This is a genomic window from Pseudomonas gorinensis (assembly GCF_042015035.1).
Taxonomy (GTDB): domain Bacteria; phylum Pseudomonadota; class Gammaproteobacteria; order Pseudomonadales; family Pseudomonadaceae; genus Aquipseudomonas; species Aquipseudomonas gorinensis.
This window is the reverse complement of the sequence record NZ_CP167125.1, coordinates 5,332,089-5,348,426: the sequence shown is the minus strand read 5'-3', so window position 1 is coordinate 5,348,426 and position 16,338 is coordinate 5,332,089. Positions and strand designations below refer to the sequence as shown.

The 16,338-nt window shown below is 62.2% G+C and carries 20 protein-coding genes; all 20 read left to right on the top strand.

Annotated elements, in window-relative coordinates; genetic code table 11:
- Nucleotides 1-23: 23 nt before the first annotated feature.
- Entirely contained in the window at nt 24-353 is a 330-nt protein-coding gene (gene fliE, locus AB7933_RS24160) for a flagellar hook-basal body complex protein FliE (protein WP_024076715.1), read from the top strand.
- A 16-nt stretch (nt 354-369) separates the two neighbouring features.
- A complete protein-coding gene (gene fliF / locus AB7933_RS24155; protein WP_024076714.1) occupies nt 370-2,148 on the top strand; it encodes a flagellar basal-body MS-ring/collar protein FliF in 1,779 nt (592 codons plus the stop codon).
- On the top strand, nt 2,141-3,160 hold the full coding sequence (gene fliG, locus AB7933_RS24150; RefSeq protein WP_010563975.1) for a flagellar motor switch protein FliG: 1,020 nt from the start codon (nt 2,141-2,143) through the stop codon (nt 3,158-3,160). The genes fliF and fliG overlap by 8 nt, the downstream gene beginning before the upstream one ends.
- 10 nt (nt 3,161-3,170) lie before the next feature.
- The gene (fliH, locus tag AB7933_RS24145) at nt 3,171-3,935 is read left to right on the top strand and encodes a flagellar assembly protein FliH (protein ID WP_024076713.1); all 765 of its coding nucleotides are present in this window, start codon (nt 3,171-3,173) and stop codon (nt 3,933-3,935) included.
- The gene (fliI, locus tag AB7933_RS24140; protein ID WP_024076712.1) at nt 3,925-5,283 is read left to right on the top strand and encodes a flagellar protein export ATPase FliI; all 1,359 of its coding nucleotides are present in this window, start codon (nt 3,925-3,927) and stop codon (nt 5,281-5,283) included. Before fliH ends, fliI begins: the two co-directional genes overlap by 11 nt.
- Nucleotides 5,284-5,286: 3 nt before the next feature.
- Nucleotides 5,287-5,736: a flagellar export protein FliJ gene (gene fliJ, locus AB7933_RS24135; protein WP_024076711.1), complete on the top strand. Its 450-nt coding sequence runs from the start codon at nt 5,287-5,289 to the stop codon at nt 5,734-5,736.
- A 108-nt stretch (nt 5,737-5,844) separates the two neighbouring features.
- Nucleotides 5,845-6,150 (top strand): STAS domain-containing protein, encoded by a 306-nt coding sequence (locus AB7933_RS24130; RefSeq protein ID WP_024076710.1) that lies wholly within the window; start codon nt 5,845-5,847, stop codon nt 6,148-6,150.
- A complete protein-coding gene (locus AB7933_RS24125; protein ID WP_024076709.1) occupies nt 6,147-7,865 on the top strand; it encodes an ATP-binding SpoIIE family protein phosphatase in 1,719 nt (572 codons plus the stop codon). Before AB7933_RS24130 ends, AB7933_RS24125 begins: the two co-directional genes overlap by 4 nt.
- Nucleotides 7,866-7,895: 30 nt before the next feature.
- The gene (locus AB7933_RS24120) at nt 7,896-8,240 is read left to right on the top strand and encodes an Hpt domain-containing protein (RefSeq protein ID WP_024076708.1); all 345 of its coding nucleotides are present in this window, start codon (nt 7,896-7,898) and stop codon (nt 8,238-8,240) included.
- Between the two features lie 118 nt (nt 8,241-8,358).
- Nucleotides 8,359-9,750 carry a flagellar hook-length control protein FliK gene (locus AB7933_RS24115; protein WP_024076707.1) on the top strand — a complete coding sequence of 464 codons (1,392 nt, stop codon included), beginning with the start codon at nt 8,359-8,361 and terminating at the stop codon, nt 9,748-9,750.
- Nucleotides 9,751-9,973: 223 nt separating this feature from the next.
- The gene (fliL, locus tag AB7933_RS24110; RefSeq protein WP_024076706.1) at nt 9,974-10,480 is read left to right on the top strand and encodes a flagellar basal body-associated protein FliL; all 507 of its coding nucleotides are present in this window, start codon (nt 9,974-9,976) and stop codon (nt 10,478-10,480) included.
- A 9-nt stretch (nt 10,481-10,489) separates the two neighbouring features.
- Nucleotides 10,490-11,458 (top strand): flagellar motor switch protein FliM, encoded by a 969-nt coding sequence (gene fliM / locus AB7933_RS24105; RefSeq protein WP_024076705.1) that lies wholly within the window; start codon nt 10,490-10,492, stop codon nt 11,456-11,458.
- 56 nt (nt 11,459-11,514) lie between these two features.
- Nucleotides 11,515-11,982 carry a flagellar motor switch protein FliN gene (fliN, locus tag AB7933_RS24100; RefSeq protein ID WP_024076704.1) on the top strand — a complete coding sequence of 156 codons (468 nt, stop codon included), beginning with the start codon at nt 11,515-11,517 and terminating at the stop codon, nt 11,980-11,982.
- A gap of 1 nt (nt 11,983) precedes the next feature.
- On the top strand, nt 11,984-12,418 hold the full coding sequence (gene fliO, locus AB7933_RS24095; protein WP_024076703.1) for a flagellar biosynthetic protein FliO: 435 nt from the start codon (nt 11,984-11,986) through the stop codon (nt 12,416-12,418).
- Complete coding sequence (gene fliP / locus AB7933_RS24090) at nt 12,418-13,161, top strand: flagellar type III secretion system pore protein FliP (protein ID WP_024076702.1); 744 nt, start codon at nt 12,418-12,420, stop codon at nt 13,159-13,161. Before fliO ends, fliP begins: the two co-directional genes overlap by 1 nt.
- Nucleotides 13,162-13,165: 4 nt before the next feature.
- The gene (gene fliQ / locus AB7933_RS24085; protein ID WP_003214552.1) at nt 13,166-13,435 is read left to right on the top strand and encodes a flagellar biosynthesis protein FliQ; all 270 of its coding nucleotides are present in this window, start codon (nt 13,166-13,168) and stop codon (nt 13,433-13,435) included.
- 4 nt (nt 13,436-13,439) lie between these two features.
- Nucleotides 13,440-14,225: a flagellar biosynthetic protein FliR gene (gene fliR / locus AB7933_RS24080; RefSeq protein WP_024076701.1), complete on the top strand. Its 786-nt coding sequence runs from the start codon at nt 13,440-13,442 to the stop codon at nt 14,223-14,225.
- A 3-nt stretch (nt 14,226-14,228) separates the two neighbouring features.
- The gene (gene flhB / locus AB7933_RS24075; RefSeq protein ID WP_024076700.1) at nt 14,229-15,365 is read left to right on the top strand and encodes a flagellar biosynthesis protein FlhB; all 1,137 of its coding nucleotides are present in this window, start codon (nt 14,229-14,231) and stop codon (nt 15,363-15,365) included.
- A gap of 349 nt (nt 15,366-15,714) precedes the next feature.
- Complete coding sequence (locus AB7933_RS24070; protein ID WP_024076699.1) at nt 15,715-15,915, top strand: cold-shock protein; 201 nt, start codon at nt 15,715-15,717, stop codon at nt 15,913-15,915.
- 44 nt (nt 15,916-15,959) lie between these two features.
- On the top strand, nt 15,960-16,163 hold the full coding sequence (gene cspE, locus AB7933_RS24065; RefSeq protein WP_024076698.1) for a transcription antiterminator/RNA stability regulator CspE: 204 nt from the start codon (nt 15,960-15,962) through the stop codon (nt 16,161-16,163).
- Nucleotides 16,164-16,338: the final 175 nt, after the last annotated feature.

Below are 16,338 nucleotides of genomic sequence, written 5' to 3'. Positions count from 1 at the left end.
TGCGGGTTGTCGGAGAGAAGGTCATGAGCCAGGGTATTGAGTTCAATCGGTTGATGTTGGATATGCGCTCCATGCAAATGGATGCCATGGCTCAGCCGAAATCCGTCGCGCCAGCGCCGGAATTGGGCCAAAGCAGTTTCGCCGATATGCTCGGCAAGGCAATCAATAAAGTCAGCGATACCCAGCAAGCCTCCAACCAGTTGGCCACCGCGTTCGAGATCGGCAAGAGCGGCGTGGACCTCACCGATGTGATGGTCGCCTCGCAAAAGGCCAGCGTTTCGTTCCAGGCGTTGACCCAGGTCCGTAACAAGCTGGTGCAAGCCTATCAAGACATCATGCAGATGCCGGTTTAAGGACGAGATTTAAGTCATGGCAGAAGCAGTCGTGGACAACGTACCCGCCAAGGCAGACGGCAAACCGCCGCTGTTTGGCCTGTCGTTCCTGGAAAACCTCTCCGAAATGACCATGTTGCGTCAGGTGGGCCTGATGGTCGGCCTGGCAGCCAGCGTGGCGATTGGTTTTGCCGTGGTGTTGTGGTCGCAGCAACCTGATTACCGTCCGCTGTATGGCAGCCTGGCCGGCATGGATTCCAAGCAGATCATGGAAACCCTGGCCGCCGCCGACATCGCCTACACCGTCGAGCCCAACTCCGGCGCCTTGCTGGTCAAGTCCGATGACGTGGCCCGTGCGCGCATGAAGCTGGCCGCCGCCGGCGTGACCCCGTCCGACAGCAATATCGGTTTTGAAATCCTCGACAAGGACCAGGGCCTGGGGACCAGCCAGTTCATGGAGGCCACCCGCTACCGTCGTGGCCTGGAAGGCGAGCTGGCGCGTACCATCTCCAGCCTGAATAACGTCAAGGGTGCCCGCGTGCACCTGGCGATCCCGAAGAGCTCGGTGTTCGTGCGTGACGAACGCAAGCCCAGTGCCTCGGTGTTGGTCGAGCTGTTCTCCGGCCGCTCCCTGGAGCCTGGCCAGGTGCTGGCGATCATCAACCTGGTGGCCACCAGCGTTCCCGAATTGAGCAAGTCGCAGATCACCGTGGTGGACCAGAAGGGCAACCTGCTGTCCGACATGGCGGAAAACTCCGCGCTGACCCAGGCCGGCAAGCAGTTTGACTACAGCCGCCGCATGGAGAGCATGCTCACCCAGCGCGTGCACAATATTCTGCAGCCGGTGCTGGGCAACGACCGCTACAAGGCTGAAGTGTCGGCCGATGTGGACTTCAGTGCCGTCGAGTCGACCTCCGAGCAGTTCAACCCGGACCAGCCGGCCCTGCGCAGCGAGCAGTCCACCAGCGAACAACGCACCGCCAGCAATGGCCCGCAAGGTGTGCCGGGGGCCCTGAGCAACCAACCGCCATCCCCGGCCTCGGCGCCGCAAACCACGGGCGGCGCTGCGGCGACCGCGGGCGCCATCGCCCCAGGCCAGCCACTGCTGGACGCCAATGGCCAACAGATCATGGACCCGGCCACCGGCCAGCCAATGCTCGCGCCTTACCCGGCGGACAAGCGTAACCAGTCCACCAAGAACTTCGAACTCGACCGCTCCATCAGCCACACCAAGCAACAGCAGGGCCGGATCAATCGCCTGTCGGTGTCGGTGGTCGTGGATGACCAGGTCAAGGTCAACGCCGCTGACGGTGCTGTGACTCGCGCGCCGTGGAGCGCCGACGAATTGGCGCGCTTCACTCGCCTGGTGCAGGACGCTGTCGGTTTCGACGCCAGCCGGGGTGACAGCGTCAGCGTGATCAACATGCCGTTCTCTGCCGAGCGCGGCGAAGTCATCGCCGACCCGGCGTTCTACACCCAGCCGTGGTTCTGGGACATCGTCAAGCAAGTGTTGGGTGTGCTGTTCATCCTGGTGCTGGTGTTCGGTGTGCTGCGTCCGGTGCTCAACAACATCACCGGCCATGGCAAGAAACAACTGGCCGCCTTCGGTGGCAGCGACGTCGAGTTGGGTGGCATGGGCGGCCTGGATGGTGAACTGGCCAACGACCGTGTCAGCCTCGGCGGCCCGCAAAGCATCCTGTTGCCTAGCCCGAGCGAAGGCTATGACGCTCAGTTGAACGCAATCAAGAGTCTGGTGGCAGAAGACCCGGGCCGTGTGGCCCAGGTCGTGAAAGAGTGGATTAACGCAGATGAGTGATAATCGAGCCGCCGTTGCCAAGCTCACCAAAGTCGACAAAGCCGCAGTCCTGCTGCTGTCCCTGGGTGAAACCGACGCCGCCCAAGTGTTGCGTCACATGGGGCCCAAAGAGGTTCAGCGCGTGGGCGTGGCCATGGCGCAGATGCGCAATGTGCACCGTGAGCAAGTCGAACAGGTGATGAGCGAGTTTGTCGAGATCGTCGGCGACCAGACCAGCCTGGGCGTCGGTTCCGACAGCTACATCCGCAAGATGCTCACCTCGGCCCTGGGCGAAGACAAGGCCAACGGCCTGATCGACCGCATCCTGCTGGGCGGCAACACCAGCGGCCTCGACAGCCTCAAGTGGATGGAGCCGCGCGCCGTGGCTGACGTGATCCGCTACGAGCACCCGCAGATCCAGGCGATCGTGGTGGCGTACCTCGACCCGGACCAGGCCGGTGAAGTGCTCGGCCATTTTGACCACAAGGTCCGGCTGGACATCATCCTGCGCGTGTCGTCGTTGAACACCGTGCAGCCAGCGGCGCTGAAAGAACTCAACACGATTCTCGAGAAGCAGTTCTCGGGCAACTCCAATGCCTCGCGCACCACCCTGGGTGGTATCAAGCGCGCGGCCGACATCATGAACTTCCTCGACAGCTCGGTCGAAGGCCAGTTGATGGACTCGATCCGCGAGATCGACGACACCCTGTCCGGCCAGATCGAAGACCTCATGTTCGTGTTCAACAACCTCTCCGATGTCGACGACCGTGGCATCCAGGCGTTGCTGCGTGAAGTCTCCTCCGACGTGCTGGTGCTGGCCCTCAAGGGCTCGGACGAAGGCGTCAAGGAGAAGATTTTCAAGAACATGTCCAAGCGCGCCTCCGAACTGTTGCGCGACGACCTGGAAGCCAAGGGCCCGGTGCGCGTCAGCGACGTGGAAACCGCCCAGAAGGAAATCCTCACGATTGCCCGCCGTATGGCCGAAGCCGGAGAAATTGTTCTCGGCGGGAAGGGCGGCGAAGAAATGATCTAAGGCGCCCCACATGTCGAGCAAAGATGAGACGCCCAGCGATCTGATTCGCGCGCGGGACGTGGGCGGGTTCGACATCTGGTCGTTGCCCAGCTTCGACCCGCACGTGCCGGAACCCGAGCCTGAACCGGTCGAGGAACTGCCGGCGGAAATGGAAGAAGTGCCGCTGGAGGAAGTCCAGCCGCTGACCCTGGAAGAGTTGGAAAGCATCCGCCAGGAAGCCTACAACGAAGGCTTTGCCGCCGGCGAAAAAGACGGCTTTCGCAGCACCACCCTCAAGGTGCGCCAGGAAGCCGAGGCCGCGTTGAGCGTCAAGTTGACCAGCCTGGAACGCCTGATGGGCAGCCTGTTCGACCCCATCGCCGAGCAGGATTCGCAGATCGAAAAAGCCATGGTCGGCCTGGTGCAGCACATCGCCCGCCAGGTGATCCAGCGCGAACTGGCGCTGGACTCCAGCCAGATCGAGGGTGTGATGCGCGAAGCCCTCAAGCTGCTGCCCCTGGGCGTCGGCAATGTGCGGCTGTACATCAACCCGCAGGATTTCGAGCAGGTCAAAGCCCTGCGCGAGCGCCACGAAGAAACCTGGCGCATCGTCGAAGATGCGGCGTTGCTGCCCGGTGGTTGCCGTGTCGAGACCGAGCACAGCCGCATCGATGCCACGGTGGAAACCCGCATCAGCCAGATCATGGCCAAGCTCTTCGATCAACTCCACGAACAAGCCCTGCACCCGGCCGAGCCTGACCTGAGTGTTGAGCTGGACGCCTCCGATGCGCCTTGATCGCACCAGCTTCGCCAAGCGCCTCGGCGGTTATGCCGAGGCCACCGAGTTGCCCGGCCAACCGATCCTTGAAGGGCGCCTGTTGCGCATGGTCGGCCTGACCCTCGAAGCCGAGGGCCTGCGGGCCGCCATGGGTAGCCGCTGCCTGGTGATCAACGACGACAGCTACCACCCGGTGCAGGTCGAAGCTGAAGTGATGGGCTTCTCCGGCAACAAGATTTTCCTCATGCCTGTCGGCAGCCTGGCGGGCATTGCCCCCGGCGCCCGCGTGGTGCCGCTGGCCGATACCGGTCGCCTGCCCATGGGCATGAGCATGCTCGGCCGCGTACTCGACGGTGCCGGTCGCGCGCTGGACGGCAAGGGCGGTATGAAAGCCGAGGACTGGGTGCCGATGGACGGCCCCACCATCAACCCGCTCAACCGCAACCCCATCAGCCAGCCGCTTGACGTGGGCATTCGCAGCATCAACGGTTTATTGACGGTCGGTCGCGGCCAGCGCCTGGGTCTGTTCGCCGGTACCGGCGTGGGTAAATCGGTGTTGCTCGGCATGATGACCCGCTTTACCGAGGCCGACATCATCGTGGTGGGGTTGATCGGCGAGCGGGGCCGGGAAGTGAAGGAGTTCATCGAGCACAGCCTCGGTGAAGAGGGCCTCAAGCGCTCAGTGGTGGTCGCCTCGCCTGCGGACGATGCGCCGCTGATGCGTTTGCGCGCCGCCATGTACTGCACGCGCATCGCCGAGTATTTTCGCGACAAGGGCAAGAATGTCCTGTTGCTGATGGATTCGCTGACACGTTTCGCCCAGGCCCAGCGGGAAATCGCCCTCGCCATCGGCGAGCCGCCGGCCACCAAGGGGTATCCGCCGTCGGTGTTCGCCAAGCTGCCCAAGCTGGTGGAGCGCGCCGGTAACGCCGAAGCGGGCGGGGGCTCAATCACCGCGTTCTACACCGTATTGTCCGAAGGCGATGACCAGCAGGACCCGATTGCCGACTCGGCGCGGGGCGTGCTTGACGGCCACATCGTGCTGTCGCGGCGCCTGGCGGAGGAGGGGCACTACCCGGCCATCGATATCGAAGCGTCGATCAGCCGGGTGATGCCGTCGGTGGTCACGCCGGAGCATATGGCGCGCGCCCAGCAGTTCAAGCAACTGTGGTCGCGCTATCAACAGAGCCGTGATTTGATCAGCGTCGGCGCCTACGTGGCCGGCGGCGATCGTGAGACCGACCTGGCGATCGCCCTGCAGCCGCAGTTGGTGACCTACCTGCGCCAGGGCCTCAACGACAACATCAGCATGGGCGAAAGCGAAGCGCACCTGCAATCCATCTTCGCCCCCGCGCCAGGCGGCTAAGCCATGGCCAGTAGTCGCTCGTCACGTCTGGCCCCGGTGGTGGAGATGGCTGAAAAAGCCGAGAAAACCGCCGTGCAGCGCCTGGGTTACTTCCAGGGCCAGGTGCGCCTGGCGGAAAGCAAACTGGGCGACTTGGAGCGCTTTCGCGGCGAGTACCAGCAGCAGTGGATCGAGCGCGGCACCAAGGGCGTGTCCGGGCAGTGGCTGATGGGCTACCAGGGCTTTCTCAACCAGCTTGAAACCGCCGTCGGCCAGCAGCGCCAGAGCCTGGCCTGGCACCAGAACAACCTCGACAAGGCCCGCGAGAGCTGGCAAGCGGCCTATGCCCGGGTAGAAGGGTTGCGCAAGCTGGTGCAGCGCTATATCGATGAAGCGCGGGCCATTGAAGACAAGCGCGAGCAGAAGCTGCTCGATGAGTTGTCCCAGCGCCTTCCCCGCCAATCACCATTCTGACGGTCGCCATCGGGCGCAAGCCCCCTCCTACATTTGATTGGCAATGTTGCCCACATCCGGTTCACCTGCTACACCTTGTGTCTATGCCAATGACAAGGAAGCAGTCGTATGTCAGTCATGTCAGAAGTATCCCTGGATGGGAAGAAGTTGACGATCGCTATCAAGGGCCGGTTCGATTTCGGCAGCCATCAGGTGTTTCGTGACGCCTATGAGCGTTTCTACAAGGTGCCTGAGCTGTATGTGGTCGACCTGAAAGACACCACCTACATGGACAGCTCGGCACTGGGCATGCTCCTGCTGCTCAGGGACCATGCCGGCGGCGACGACGCGGAAGTCCAGGTGATCAACATCAACTCCGATGTGCGCAAGATCCTCGCCATTTCCAATTTCGACAAACTGTTCGATATCAGTTGAGTGTCCTGGCCCCCGTCCTCGAGGCGCTGACTATCCTGATCGCCGAGGACAGCGCCGCCGACCTGCTGCTGCTGTCGACCATCATTCGGCGCCAGGGCCATCAAGTCCTCACGGCCAGCAATGGTGAGGAAGCGGTCGCGGTGTTTAACCGCGACCGCCCGCAGTTGGTGTTGATGGATGCACTGATGCCGGTGATGGATGGCTTTGAAGCGGCGCGCCGGATCAAGCAGCTGGCCGGCGAAGCACTGGTGCCCATCATCTTCCTCACTTCCCTGCGCCAGAGCGAAGCCCTGGCCCAGTGCCTGGATGCGGGCGGCGACGACTTCCTGCCCAAGCCTTACAACCCGTTGATCCTGTCGGCCAAGATCAACGCCATGGACCGCCTGCGCCGCCTGCAAGCCACGGTGTTGCAGCAGCGCGACTTGATCGCCAGGCACCACGAGTACCTGTTGCACGAGCAGCGGGTGGCCAAGGCGGTGTTCGATAAAGTCGCCCATTCCGGCTGCATCAATGCCGCGCCGAATATTCGCTACCTGCAATCGCCTTACGCGCTGTTCAACGGTGACCTGCTGCTGGCGGCGTATACGCCGTCGGGTGATATGCATGTGCTGCTCGGCGACTTTACCGGCCATGGCTTGCCGGCGGCGGTGGGCGCCATGCCGTTGGCCGAGGTGTTTTATGGCATGACCGCCAAGGGCTACGGCCTGGCGCAGATCCTGCGCGAGATGAACGCCAAGCTCAAACGCATCCTGCCGGTGGACATGTTCTGCTGCGCCACCCTGTTGTGCCTGAGCACGCAGCGGCGGGCGGTGGAGGTGTGGAACGGCGGCATGCCCGAAGGCTATGTGCACGACATCGCCACTGGGCGGCGCACGCCACTGCTGTCCCGGCATTTGCCGCTGGGGGTGCTGTCAGCGCAGGCGTTTGATGATCGCACTGAAGTCTGGCCCATGGCCCTGGGCGACCGCGTGTTTCTGCTGTCGGATGGCGTGCTGGATACCGCCGATGCCAATGAACAATTGTTCGGTGTCGAGCGATTGCAGCAGGTGTTCGCGTCCAATCGCGAGCCCGAGCGGCTGTTCGAAGACATCGAGCAGGCGTTGGCGGCGTTTCGCGGAGAGGCGCGGGACGACGTCAGCCTGGTGGAAATTACCCTGCAAGCGGATCCGCCGTTGCGTGCGACGGGGCTGTTATATGCCGACAGCGGCCAATCGTGCCCGTTGGACTGGTCGGTGAGTTTTGAATTTCGCGCCGAGACCCTCAAGCGCTACAACCCCTTGCCCTATCTGCTGCAACTGTTGCTGGAGATCCACGGCCTGCGGGAGCGGAGCGGGGCGCTTTACACGGTGATGGCAGAGTTGTATTCCAACGCACTGGAGCACGGCGTGCTGGGCCTGGACTCGCGGCTCAAGCGCGATGCCCAGGGGTTTGCGCAGTATTATCGCCAGCGCAATGAGCGCTTGGCGCACCTCAACAGCGGCTACGTGCGTGTGCATGTACAAGTGTCGCCCACCGCCGCGGGGGGCAAGATGACCCTGCGCGTCGAAGACAGTGGCCCTGGGTTCGATGTGGAGCAGGTGCTGGCGCGGCCGCTGGATTTCGACCGTCTGTCTGGCCGTGGCCTGAGCCTGGTGCGCCAGTTGAGCAGCGCGATAGGCTGGTCCGATGGCGGGCGCAGTGTCTGCGTGGAGTTTTCCTGGGAGGCTCTGGCATAATCCGCCGATTCTTGATCAAGGAGCGAACAAGTGGTTGAGGTTCATCTGGACCCAGACGTGTTGTCGGGTTTGCAGGAAATCATGGAAGGCGACTATCCCAAGCTGCTCGATACCTTTCTTGACGATTCGCAAAAGCGCGTCGAAGCGTTGCGCAAGGCACGCGATGATGCCAAGGCATTGGGCCGCATTGCCCACAGCTTCAAGGGCAGCAGCGGCAACCTGGGGGCGGTACGCTTGGCGCAGTTGTGCCAGCGGCTGGAGGCCGAGTCCGTCGAGGCCGCGGCGGACCTGGGGGCCTTGGTCGACCAGATCGATCATGAGTTTGCGCTGGTCAAGCCGCTGTATGAGTCGGAGCGCCAGCGTTTTCAGATGTGATGAGCGTTGTTGCCCAGGGTGAGGGGAACGATCAAGGCGTCCTTTGCAAACCTGGCCCGACTCTTGCTGTATGTCTTTTACTGCATCTCCGATCCCCATGCAGTGGAGACCTTTACCTATGCCAGTCGCCCCTAATTCGCTCCTACAGGCTGCCCCTGCGGCCAAGGCTCAAGCGCCCGCCGCCAATCCACCGGCAGTGGCTGCGGACCCACGGGACAAGGGCCCTGGCTTCGCTCAAGTGTTCGCCAGCCAGGCGTCGAAACCGACGGTCAAGGCCGACGATAACGCGCCAAAATCCACGCGGGACAAGCCTTCTGACAACAGCGCCAAACCGGTCGCGAACAACGATAAGCCTGCCGCCAACAACGACAAACCTGCCGCCAGCACGCCAGCGGTTGCCGATAGCGGCAATTCCTTGCCTGCCAGCGTACCGGCCAAGTCCAGTGACAGCGCGAGCAGTGAAGGCGACAAGCCCACTGATCCGACACTGGCGCAGCAGCCTCCAGTCGACCCCGTGGTCGACCCGGCCTTGATCGCCACGGTCACCCCGGTTGTGGTGCCGGTACCGGTAGTGGCGCCGGTGGAAACGCCAGCACCGGCGCCTGTTGCCGCTGCCAAGGATGACAAGGCCCAGCCCGTGGTCGCCGCACCCGTCGCCGCCACCGATCAGCCCCAGCCACCGGCTTTCGACCCCGAAGCCGACCCCCTCGACGCCATGCCGGCCGTGCGCCTGGCGATGGAGCAGGGCGGTCATGTGTCGGCCAGCAGCCAGACACCGGCGAAAACCGCACCGACTACGACTCAGGATCAACCGACCGCTGCACAGAGCTTTGCCGCTGGCATGGCCAATATGGTCGACCAGCAAGCCACCAAGGACAGCACCGACCAGGGGGGCGACAAAGCCTTCAGCGGGCTCATCGAAGGCGGCCTCAAGGACCTGAAGAACGCCAGCAGCGATACGCGTGTCGATGATTTTGCCAACCGCCTGGCCGCACTGACCCAGGCTGCCACGCCGAAAACCGCCAACGCCTTGCCGCCGGTGGCCAACGCACCGTTGGCCATGCATCAGAGCGGCTGGACAGAAGAAGTGGTCAACCGCGTGATGTACCTGTCCAGCGCCAACCTCAAGTCGGCGGAAATCCAGTTGCAGCCGGCTGAGCTGGGGCGCCTGGATATCAAGGTCAACATGACGGCGGACCAGCAGGCCCAAGTGACGTTCATGAGTGGTCACGCCGTGGTGCGTGAGGCGCTGGAAAGCCAGTCCGGCCGTCTGCGGGAGATGTTTGCCCAGCAGGGCATGGGCCAGGTGGACGTCAACGTGTCCGACCAGTCCCGTGGCTGGCAGGGCCAGGGCCAGGAACAACAGCAGCAGAACCAGGCGCGCGGCGTGAGCGGCAGCGGCGGCCGGGGTGACGGCGGTGACTTGACGGATCACGCCGAGGTGGCCGCGGCCGTCGCGCCGGTGACCCAGACCGTGGTCGGCTCCAGCGCCGTCGATTACTACGCCTGATGTAAGTCTGGCATAGGACAAAATGTGGGAGGGGGCTTACCCCCGATGAGGGTGTGTCAGTTCATCCATCAGTTGACTGATACACCGCTATCGGGGGCAAGCCCCCTCCCACACTTGATTTGTGGTGTTCCCTCGTCTGCGTCCAGCCAGACAACTCTGGCATAACACTTGCTCTTGCCTTTCCGAAGATCTATGAATCCCCGAATAGTGACGGATTATTGGCATGGCGAAGAGCGACGACGCAGCAACAGCACCCGCAGGCAAGGGTAAGGGCAAGCTCAAGCTTATCCTGGTGATTGTCCTGGGCCTGCTCCTGGCCATTGGCGCCTCTGTGGGCGGCACCTGGTACATCATGCACAGCAGTGCAAGCAAACCGGCACCCGCCGCCGAAACCGCCAGTAACGTCAAGCAACCGGCAATCTTCGAGCCGATGCTTCCGGCCTTTGTCGCCAACTTCAACCAGAACGGCCGTCAGCGCTACCTGCAGGTGAGCATCACTTTGCTGGCGCGCAACCAGGCCGACCTGGATGCCCTCAAGGTGCACATGCCCGTGATCCGCAACAACCTGGTCATGCTGTTCTCCGGGCAGAGCTTCGACGCCCTGGCCACCCCGGTGGGCCAGGAAATGCTGCGCCAGAAGGTCACCGCCAGCGTGCAGGAAGTGGCCCAGAAGGAGCTCGGCAAAGTGGTGATCGAGCAGGCGCTCTTTACTAATTTCGTATTGCAGTAGGATCACGACATGGCCGTGCAAGACCTGCTGTCCCAGGATGAAATCGATGCGCTGTTGCATGGCGTGGACGATGGTCTGGTACAGACCGAAACGGCTGCCGAGCCCGGCAGCGTCAAAAGTTATGACCTGACCAGCCAGGATCGCATCGTCCGTGGACGCATGCCGACCCTGGAGATGATCAACGAACGTTTTGCCCGCTACACACGTATCAGCATGTTCAACATGCTGCGCCGCTCGGCGGACGTGGCGGTAGGTGGCGTGCAGGTGATGAAGTTCGGTGAATACGTGCATTCGCTGTACGTGCCCACCAGCCTCAACCTGGTCAAGATCAAGCCGTTGCGCGGCACCGCGCTGTTCATCCTCGACGCCAAGCTGGTGTTCAAGCTGGTGGACAACTTCTTCGGCGGCGACGGCCGTCACGCCAAGATCGAAGGCCGTGAATTCACCCCGACCGAACTGCGGGTGGTGCGCATGGTGCTGGAGCAAGCCTTCATCGACTTGAAGGAAGCCTGGCAGGCGATCATGGAAGTCAATTTCGAGTACATCAACTCGGAAGTGAACCCAGCCATGGCCAACATCGTCGGCCCCAGCGAAGCCATTGTGGTGTCCACCTTCCACATCGAACTCGATGGCGGCGGCGGCGACCTGCACGTGACCATGCCGTACTCGATGATCGAGCCGGTGCGCGAAATGCTCGACGCCGGTTTCCAGTCCGACCTGGACGACCAGGACGAACGCTGGGTCAAGGCCCTGCGCGAAGACCTGCTCGACGTCGACGTTCCCCTGAGCGCCACCGTGGCCCGTCGCCAGTTGCGCTTGCGCGATATTTTGCACATGCAGCCAGGCGATGTGATTCCAGTGGAATTGCCGGAAGAAATGATCATGCGCGCCAATGGCGTGCCGTCGTTCAAGGTCAAGCTCGGTTCCCACAAGGGCAACCTGGCGCTGCAAGTGGTCGAGGCGATCAACCGTCGCTGAGCCACCCCGATTGATGCACCCCCATTTATGAATGTTTGCTTCGCCGAGGACATGTAATGGCTACCGAACACGAAAGCACTTCCGCCGAAGACCAGGCCCTGGCCGACGAATGGGCCGCGGCCCTGGAAGAAACCGGTGATGTCGGCCAGGACGATATTGACGCATTGCTGGCCGCTGACGCCGCCACCGCGCCGGCCGGCAAGCGCCTGCCGATGGAAGAGTTCGGCAGCGTGCCGAAGAACAACGAGCCGGTGACCCTCGATGGCCCGAACCTGGATGTGATTCTCGATATCCCGGTGTCGATCTCCATGGAAGTGGGCAGCACCGACATCAACATCCGCAACCTGCTGCAACTCAACCAGGGCTCGGTGATCGAGCTGGACCGCCTGGCCGGCGAGCCGCTGGACGTGCTGGTCAACGGCACCCTGATCGCCCATGGCGAAGTGGTGGTGGTCAACGAAAAGTTCGGCATCCGCCTGACCGACGTGATCAGCCCGAGCGAACGCATCAAGAAGTTGCGCTGATATGAAACGGCTGATGGTGGGACTGTTAGTCGCGCTGCCATTGGCGGCCTGGGCCGCCGAGCCGGTGGCCCAGGCCGCCGTTGCGCCGGTGGGCGGTGGCGTCGGCGGGCAACTGACCCAGCTGGTGCTGGGCCTGTTGCTGGTGGTCGGCTTGATCTTTGTGCTGGCCTGGCTGATGCGCCGTGTGCAGAACATCGGCCCGGGCAATGCCCAGGTCATCGAGATGATCGGCTCGCGCGCCCTCGGCCCACGTGATCGGCTGGTGCTGGTGCAGGTGGGCGAGGAGCAGATTCTGCTGGGTATAACCCCCGGCCGCATCACCCCGCTGCATGTGCTCAAGACCCCGGTGAACGTGGACGCGTCCCAGCCCGCCACGCCAGAATTCGCCCAGCGCCTGATGGAGTTGCTGGGCAAGGATCAGAAGGATAAGAAGTAATGCGCGTTTTATTGACGCTCATGCTGTGGCTGGTCGCGCCACTGGCGTTGGCCGCCGACCCGTTGTCGATCCCGGCGATCACCCTGGGTACCAACGCGGCCGGAGCCCAGGAGTATTCGGTCAGCCTGCAGATCCTGCTGATCATGACCGCGCTGAGCTTTATCCCGGCGTTTGTCATGCTGATGACCAGCTTTACGCGGATCATCATCGTCTTCTCGATCCTGCGCCAGGCCCTGGGCCTGCAGCAGACCCCTTCGAACCAGATCCTCACCGGCATGGCGTTGTTCCTCACGCTGTTCATCATGGCCCCGGTGTTCGACAAAGTGAACCAGCAAGCCCTGCAGCCCTACCTGGCGGAGAAAATGACCGCCCAGGACGCGATCGACAAGGCTCAGGGCCCGATCAAGGACTTCATGTTGTCGCAGACCCGCTCCAGCGACCTGGAGTTGTTCATGCGCCTGTCCAAGCGGACCGACATCGCCACCCCGGACCAGGCGCCGCTGACCATCCTGGTGCCGGCGTTCGTCACCTCTGAACTGAAGACTGCGTTCCAGATCGGCTTCATGATCTTTATCCCGTTCCTGATCATCGACCTGGTGGTGGCGAGCGTGCTGATGGCCATGGGTATGATGATGCTGTCGCCGCTGATTATTTCGTTGCCGTTCAAGATCATGCTGTTTGTGCTGGTGGACGGCTGGGCGCTGATTATCGGCACGTTGGCCAGCAGTTTCGGCGGAGTGTAGCGACATGACTCCAGAAGTAGCGGTCGACCTGTTCCGTGAAGCGCTGTGGCTGACCACCATGATGGTGGCGGTGCTGGTCGTGCCGAGCCTGTTGGTTGGCCTGCTGGTGGCGATGTTCCAGGCCGCGACCCAGATCAACGAACAAACCTTGAGCTTCCTGCCGCGCCTGCTGGTGATGCTGATCACGCTGATCGTCGCCGGCCCGTGGCTGGTGCAAACCTTCATGGAATACATCCTGCAGCTGTATGGCAGTATTCCGCAGTTGATCGGCTGAGCCCATGCAATCGCTGCTGGCCTTGACCGATACCCAGATCAGTACCTGGGTGGCGTCCTTCATCCTGCCGCTGTTTCGCGTCACGGCGGTGCTGATGAGCATGCCGGTGTTCGGGACTACCCTGGTGCCACGCCGCATCCGCCTGTATTTCGCCGTGGCGATTACCGTGGTGCTGGTACCCGGCCTGCCGCCGATGCCGCCGGTCAATGCGTTGGACCTCAGTGCGCTGATGCTGATTGCCGAACAGATCCTGATCGGCTCGCTGCTTGGCTTCTCCCTGCAACTGTTCTTCCAGGCGTTCGTGATTGCCGGGCAAATCATCTCGATCCAGATGGGCATGGGCTTCGCCTCCATGGTCGACCCCACCAACGGCGTGTCGGCGGCGGTGATCGGACAGTTCCTGACCATGCTGGTGACCTTGCTGTTCCTGGCCATGAACGGCCACCTGGTGGTGTTCGAGGTGCTGACCGAAAGCTTCACCACCTTGCCGGTGGGCTCGGGGTTGGTGGTCAATCATTTCTGGGAACTGGTGGGGCGCCTGAGCTGGGTGTTGGGCGCATCGCTGCTGCTGGTGTTGCCGGCCATCACCGCGCTGCTGGTGGTCAACATCGCGTTCGGCGTGATGACCCGCGCGGCGCCGCAACTGAACATCTTTTCGATTGGTTTCCCGTTGACCCTGGTGCTGGGCATGGGGATTTTCTGGGTCGGCATGGCTGACATTCTCAATCAGTATCAACCGCTGGCGACCGACGCCCTGCAGTTCTTACGTGATCTGGCACGGGCGCGCTGAGCTATGGCCGAGAGCGAGAGTGGCCAGGACAAAACAGAAGACCCCACGGAGAAGCGCAAAAAGGACTCCAGGGAGAAGGGCGAGATTGCCCGTTCCAAGGAGCTCAACACCGTTGCGACCATGATGGCCGGGTCCGGCGCCTTGCTGATCTATGGCGGCGGCCTGGCGCTGGACCTGATGGAGCTGATGAAACTCAACTTCACCTTGCCCCGTGAAGTACTCCTTAGCCCCGGTGCCATGGGGCAATACCTGCTGCATTCAGGGAAGATCGCGATCCTGGCGGTGCAACCGATCCTGATCACGTTGCTGCTGGCTGCGCTGATCGGTCCGGTCGCCCTGGGCGGCTGGCTGTTCGCCGCGAGCAGCATGGCGCCCAAGTTCAGCCGGATGAACCCGGCAGCCGGGCTCAAGCGCATGTTTTCCAGCAAGGCCCTGGTGGAACTGCTCAAGGCCCTGGCCAAGTTCATCCTGATCCTGTTCGTGGCGCTGGTGGTATTGTCCTCCGACATCGACGACCTGCTGCGCATTGCTCATGAACCGCTGGAGTCCGCGATCATTCACAGCGTGCAAGTGGTGGGCTGGAGCGCGCTGTGGATGGCCGCAGGGTTGATCCTGATCGCCGCGGTGGATGCGCCGATCCAGTTGTGGGAAAGCCACAAGAAACTGCTGATGACCAAGCAGGAAGTGCGCGACGAGCACAAGGACCAGGAGGGCCGTCCTGAGGTCAAGCAACGTATTCGCCAGCTGCAACGCGAAATGTCCCAGCGCAAGATGATGGCCGCGGTGCCCGACGCCGACGTGGTCATCACCAACCCGACCCACTACGCCGTCGCGCTCAAGTACGACCCGGAGAAAGGCGGCGCGCCGATGCTGCTGGCCAAGGGCAGCGACTTTACCGCGCTGAAAATCCGCGAAATCGCCGTGGCCAACGACATCCTGCTGCTGGAGTCGCCGGAGCTGGCGCGGTCGATCTTCTACTCCACCGACCTCGACCAGGAAATCCCCGCCGGGTTGTACCTGGCCGTTGCGCAGGTGTTGGCGTATGTCTACCAGATCCGCCAATACCGCGCAGGCAAGGGCAAGCGCCCTGATCCGCTCAAGGACCTGCCGATCCCGCCAGACCTGCGCCGGGATTCTTGATCACATTCTCTGTGGCAAGCCGGCCTATTGTGGCAAGCAGGCTGACCGTGGCAAGCAGGTTGGCTGTGGCAAGCAGGTTGACTGTGGCGAGCGGGCTTGCCCCGCGTCGGGCTGCGAAGCAGCCCCGGCAGGAACACTGCAGTCCTTCAGGCGCAACTCAGTGTCTGTTTTTGGGGCCGCTTCGCAGCCCGACGCGGGGCAAGCCCGCTCGCCACAAATGTGCTCTCCTTCCCCTATGACCGCTCATCGCAAACACCCCTCAACCTGTCAACTTTGACAGTAGCCACCATCGCCTTATCGCGTTTCTATTGCCTCAGGCACTGCGCAACAAGATGCAGGATGTGAAGTGATGAAGCCATTTACAGGCAGAGTCAAAGCTTATAACCAGAAGACCGGCAAGGGCTCTATTGCGCCGGATGAAGGCGGGGACGACGTGTCAGTAGATCGGCGCGGCTCGGGTGGACACAGGCTTTCGAAGGGGCAGAAAGTCTCGTTCCTGATGATCCATCGACCGGATGGCATCTATGCCTATGACGTAAAACTGATCTGACGACACCTGTGCAGGTCCTTAATTGAAGTGTTCGGAGAACGGCTATGGCTACGGGTACTGTGAAGTGGTTCAACGCAGAGAAGGGGTTTGGCTTCATCACTCCCGACGACGGCAGTCCGGATCTTTTTGTCCACTACTCGACGATTCAGTCTGCGGGTTACAAAAGCCTTGAGGAGAATCAAAAGGTCGAGTTCGAGGTCACTCAAGGCCAAAAGGGCCCGCAGGCTGCCAACGTACGTGTCCTATGAGCTTGATGATCGTTCCTGCAGGGTGCTGCAGGAACGATCAGCCATCAGGCCATCAAGTGCTCGCTGTCCTCCAGCACTCTGTCAGCCAGCAGCTTTGCCAGCCCGATCAACTGCGCAACGCCCAGCGCACCTTCGCGTTTTGCCCCGCCCAATTCAATGACCCCGGCATATCCCA

Excerpts from the sequence above, each read along its gene's own strand:
- fliE (WP_024076715.1), top strand. The coding sequence starts at position 24 with ATGAGCCAGGGTATTGAGTTCAATCGGTTGATGTTGGATATGCGCTCC.
- fliH (WP_024076713.1), top strand. The coding sequence starts at position 3,171 with ATGTCGAGCAAAGATGAGACGCCCAGCGATCTGATTCGCGCGCGGGAC.
- AB7933_RS24130 (WP_024076710.1), top strand. The coding sequence starts at position 5,845 with ATGTCAGTCATGTCAGAAGTATCCCTGGATGGGAAGAAGTTGACGATC.
- fliJ (WP_024076711.1), top strand. The coding sequence starts at position 5,287 with ATGGCCAGTAGTCGCTCGTCACGTCTGGCCCCGGTGGTGGAGATGGCT.
- fliL (WP_024076706.1), top strand. The coding sequence starts at position 9,974 with ATGGCGAAGAGCGACGACGCAGCAACAGCACCCGCAGGCAAGGGTAAG.
- fliG (WP_010563975.1), top strand. The coding sequence starts at position 2,141 with ATGAGTGATAATCGAGCCGCCGTTGCCAAGCTCACCAAAGTCGACAAA.
- fliN (WP_024076704.1), top strand. The coding sequence starts at position 11,515 with ATGGCTACCGAACACGAAAGCACTTCCGCCGAAGACCAGGCCCTGGCC.
- fliM (WP_024076705.1), top strand. The coding sequence starts at position 10,490 with ATGGCCGTGCAAGACCTGCTGTCCCAGGATGAAATCGATGCGCTGTTG.
- cspE (WP_024076698.1), top strand. The coding sequence starts at position 15,960 with ATGGCTACGGGTACTGTGAAGTGGTTCAACGCAGAGAAGGGGTTTGGC.
- fliQ (WP_003214552.1), top strand. The coding sequence starts at position 13,166 with ATGACTCCAGAAGTAGCGGTCGACCTGTTCCGTGAAGCGCTGTGGCTG.
- AB7933_RS24070 (WP_024076699.1), top strand. The coding sequence starts at position 15,715 with ATGAAGCCATTTACAGGCAGAGTCAAAGCTTATAACCAGAAGACCGGC.
- fliI (WP_024076712.1), top strand. The coding sequence starts at position 3,925 with ATGCGCCTTGATCGCACCAGCTTCGCCAAGCGCCTCGGCGGTTATGCC.
- fliO (WP_024076703.1), top strand. The coding sequence starts at position 11,984 with ATGAAACGGCTGATGGTGGGACTGTTAGTCGCGCTGCCATTGGCGGCC.
- fliR (WP_024076701.1), top strand. The coding sequence starts at position 13,440 with ATGCAATCGCTGCTGGCCTTGACCGATACCCAGATCAGTACCTGGGTG.
- fliF (WP_024076714.1), top strand. The coding sequence starts at position 370 with ATGGCAGAAGCAGTCGTGGACAACGTACCCGCCAAGGCAGACGGCAAA.
- AB7933_RS24115 (WP_024076707.1), top strand. The coding sequence starts at position 8,359 with ATGCCAGTCGCCCCTAATTCGCTCCTACAGGCTGCCCCTGCGGCCAAG.
- flhB (WP_024076700.1), top strand. The coding sequence starts at position 14,229 with ATGGCCGAGAGCGAGAGTGGCCAGGACAAAACAGAAGACCCCACGGAG.
- fliP (WP_024076702.1), top strand. The coding sequence starts at position 12,418 with ATGCGCGTTTTATTGACGCTCATGCTGTGGCTGGTCGCGCCACTGGCG.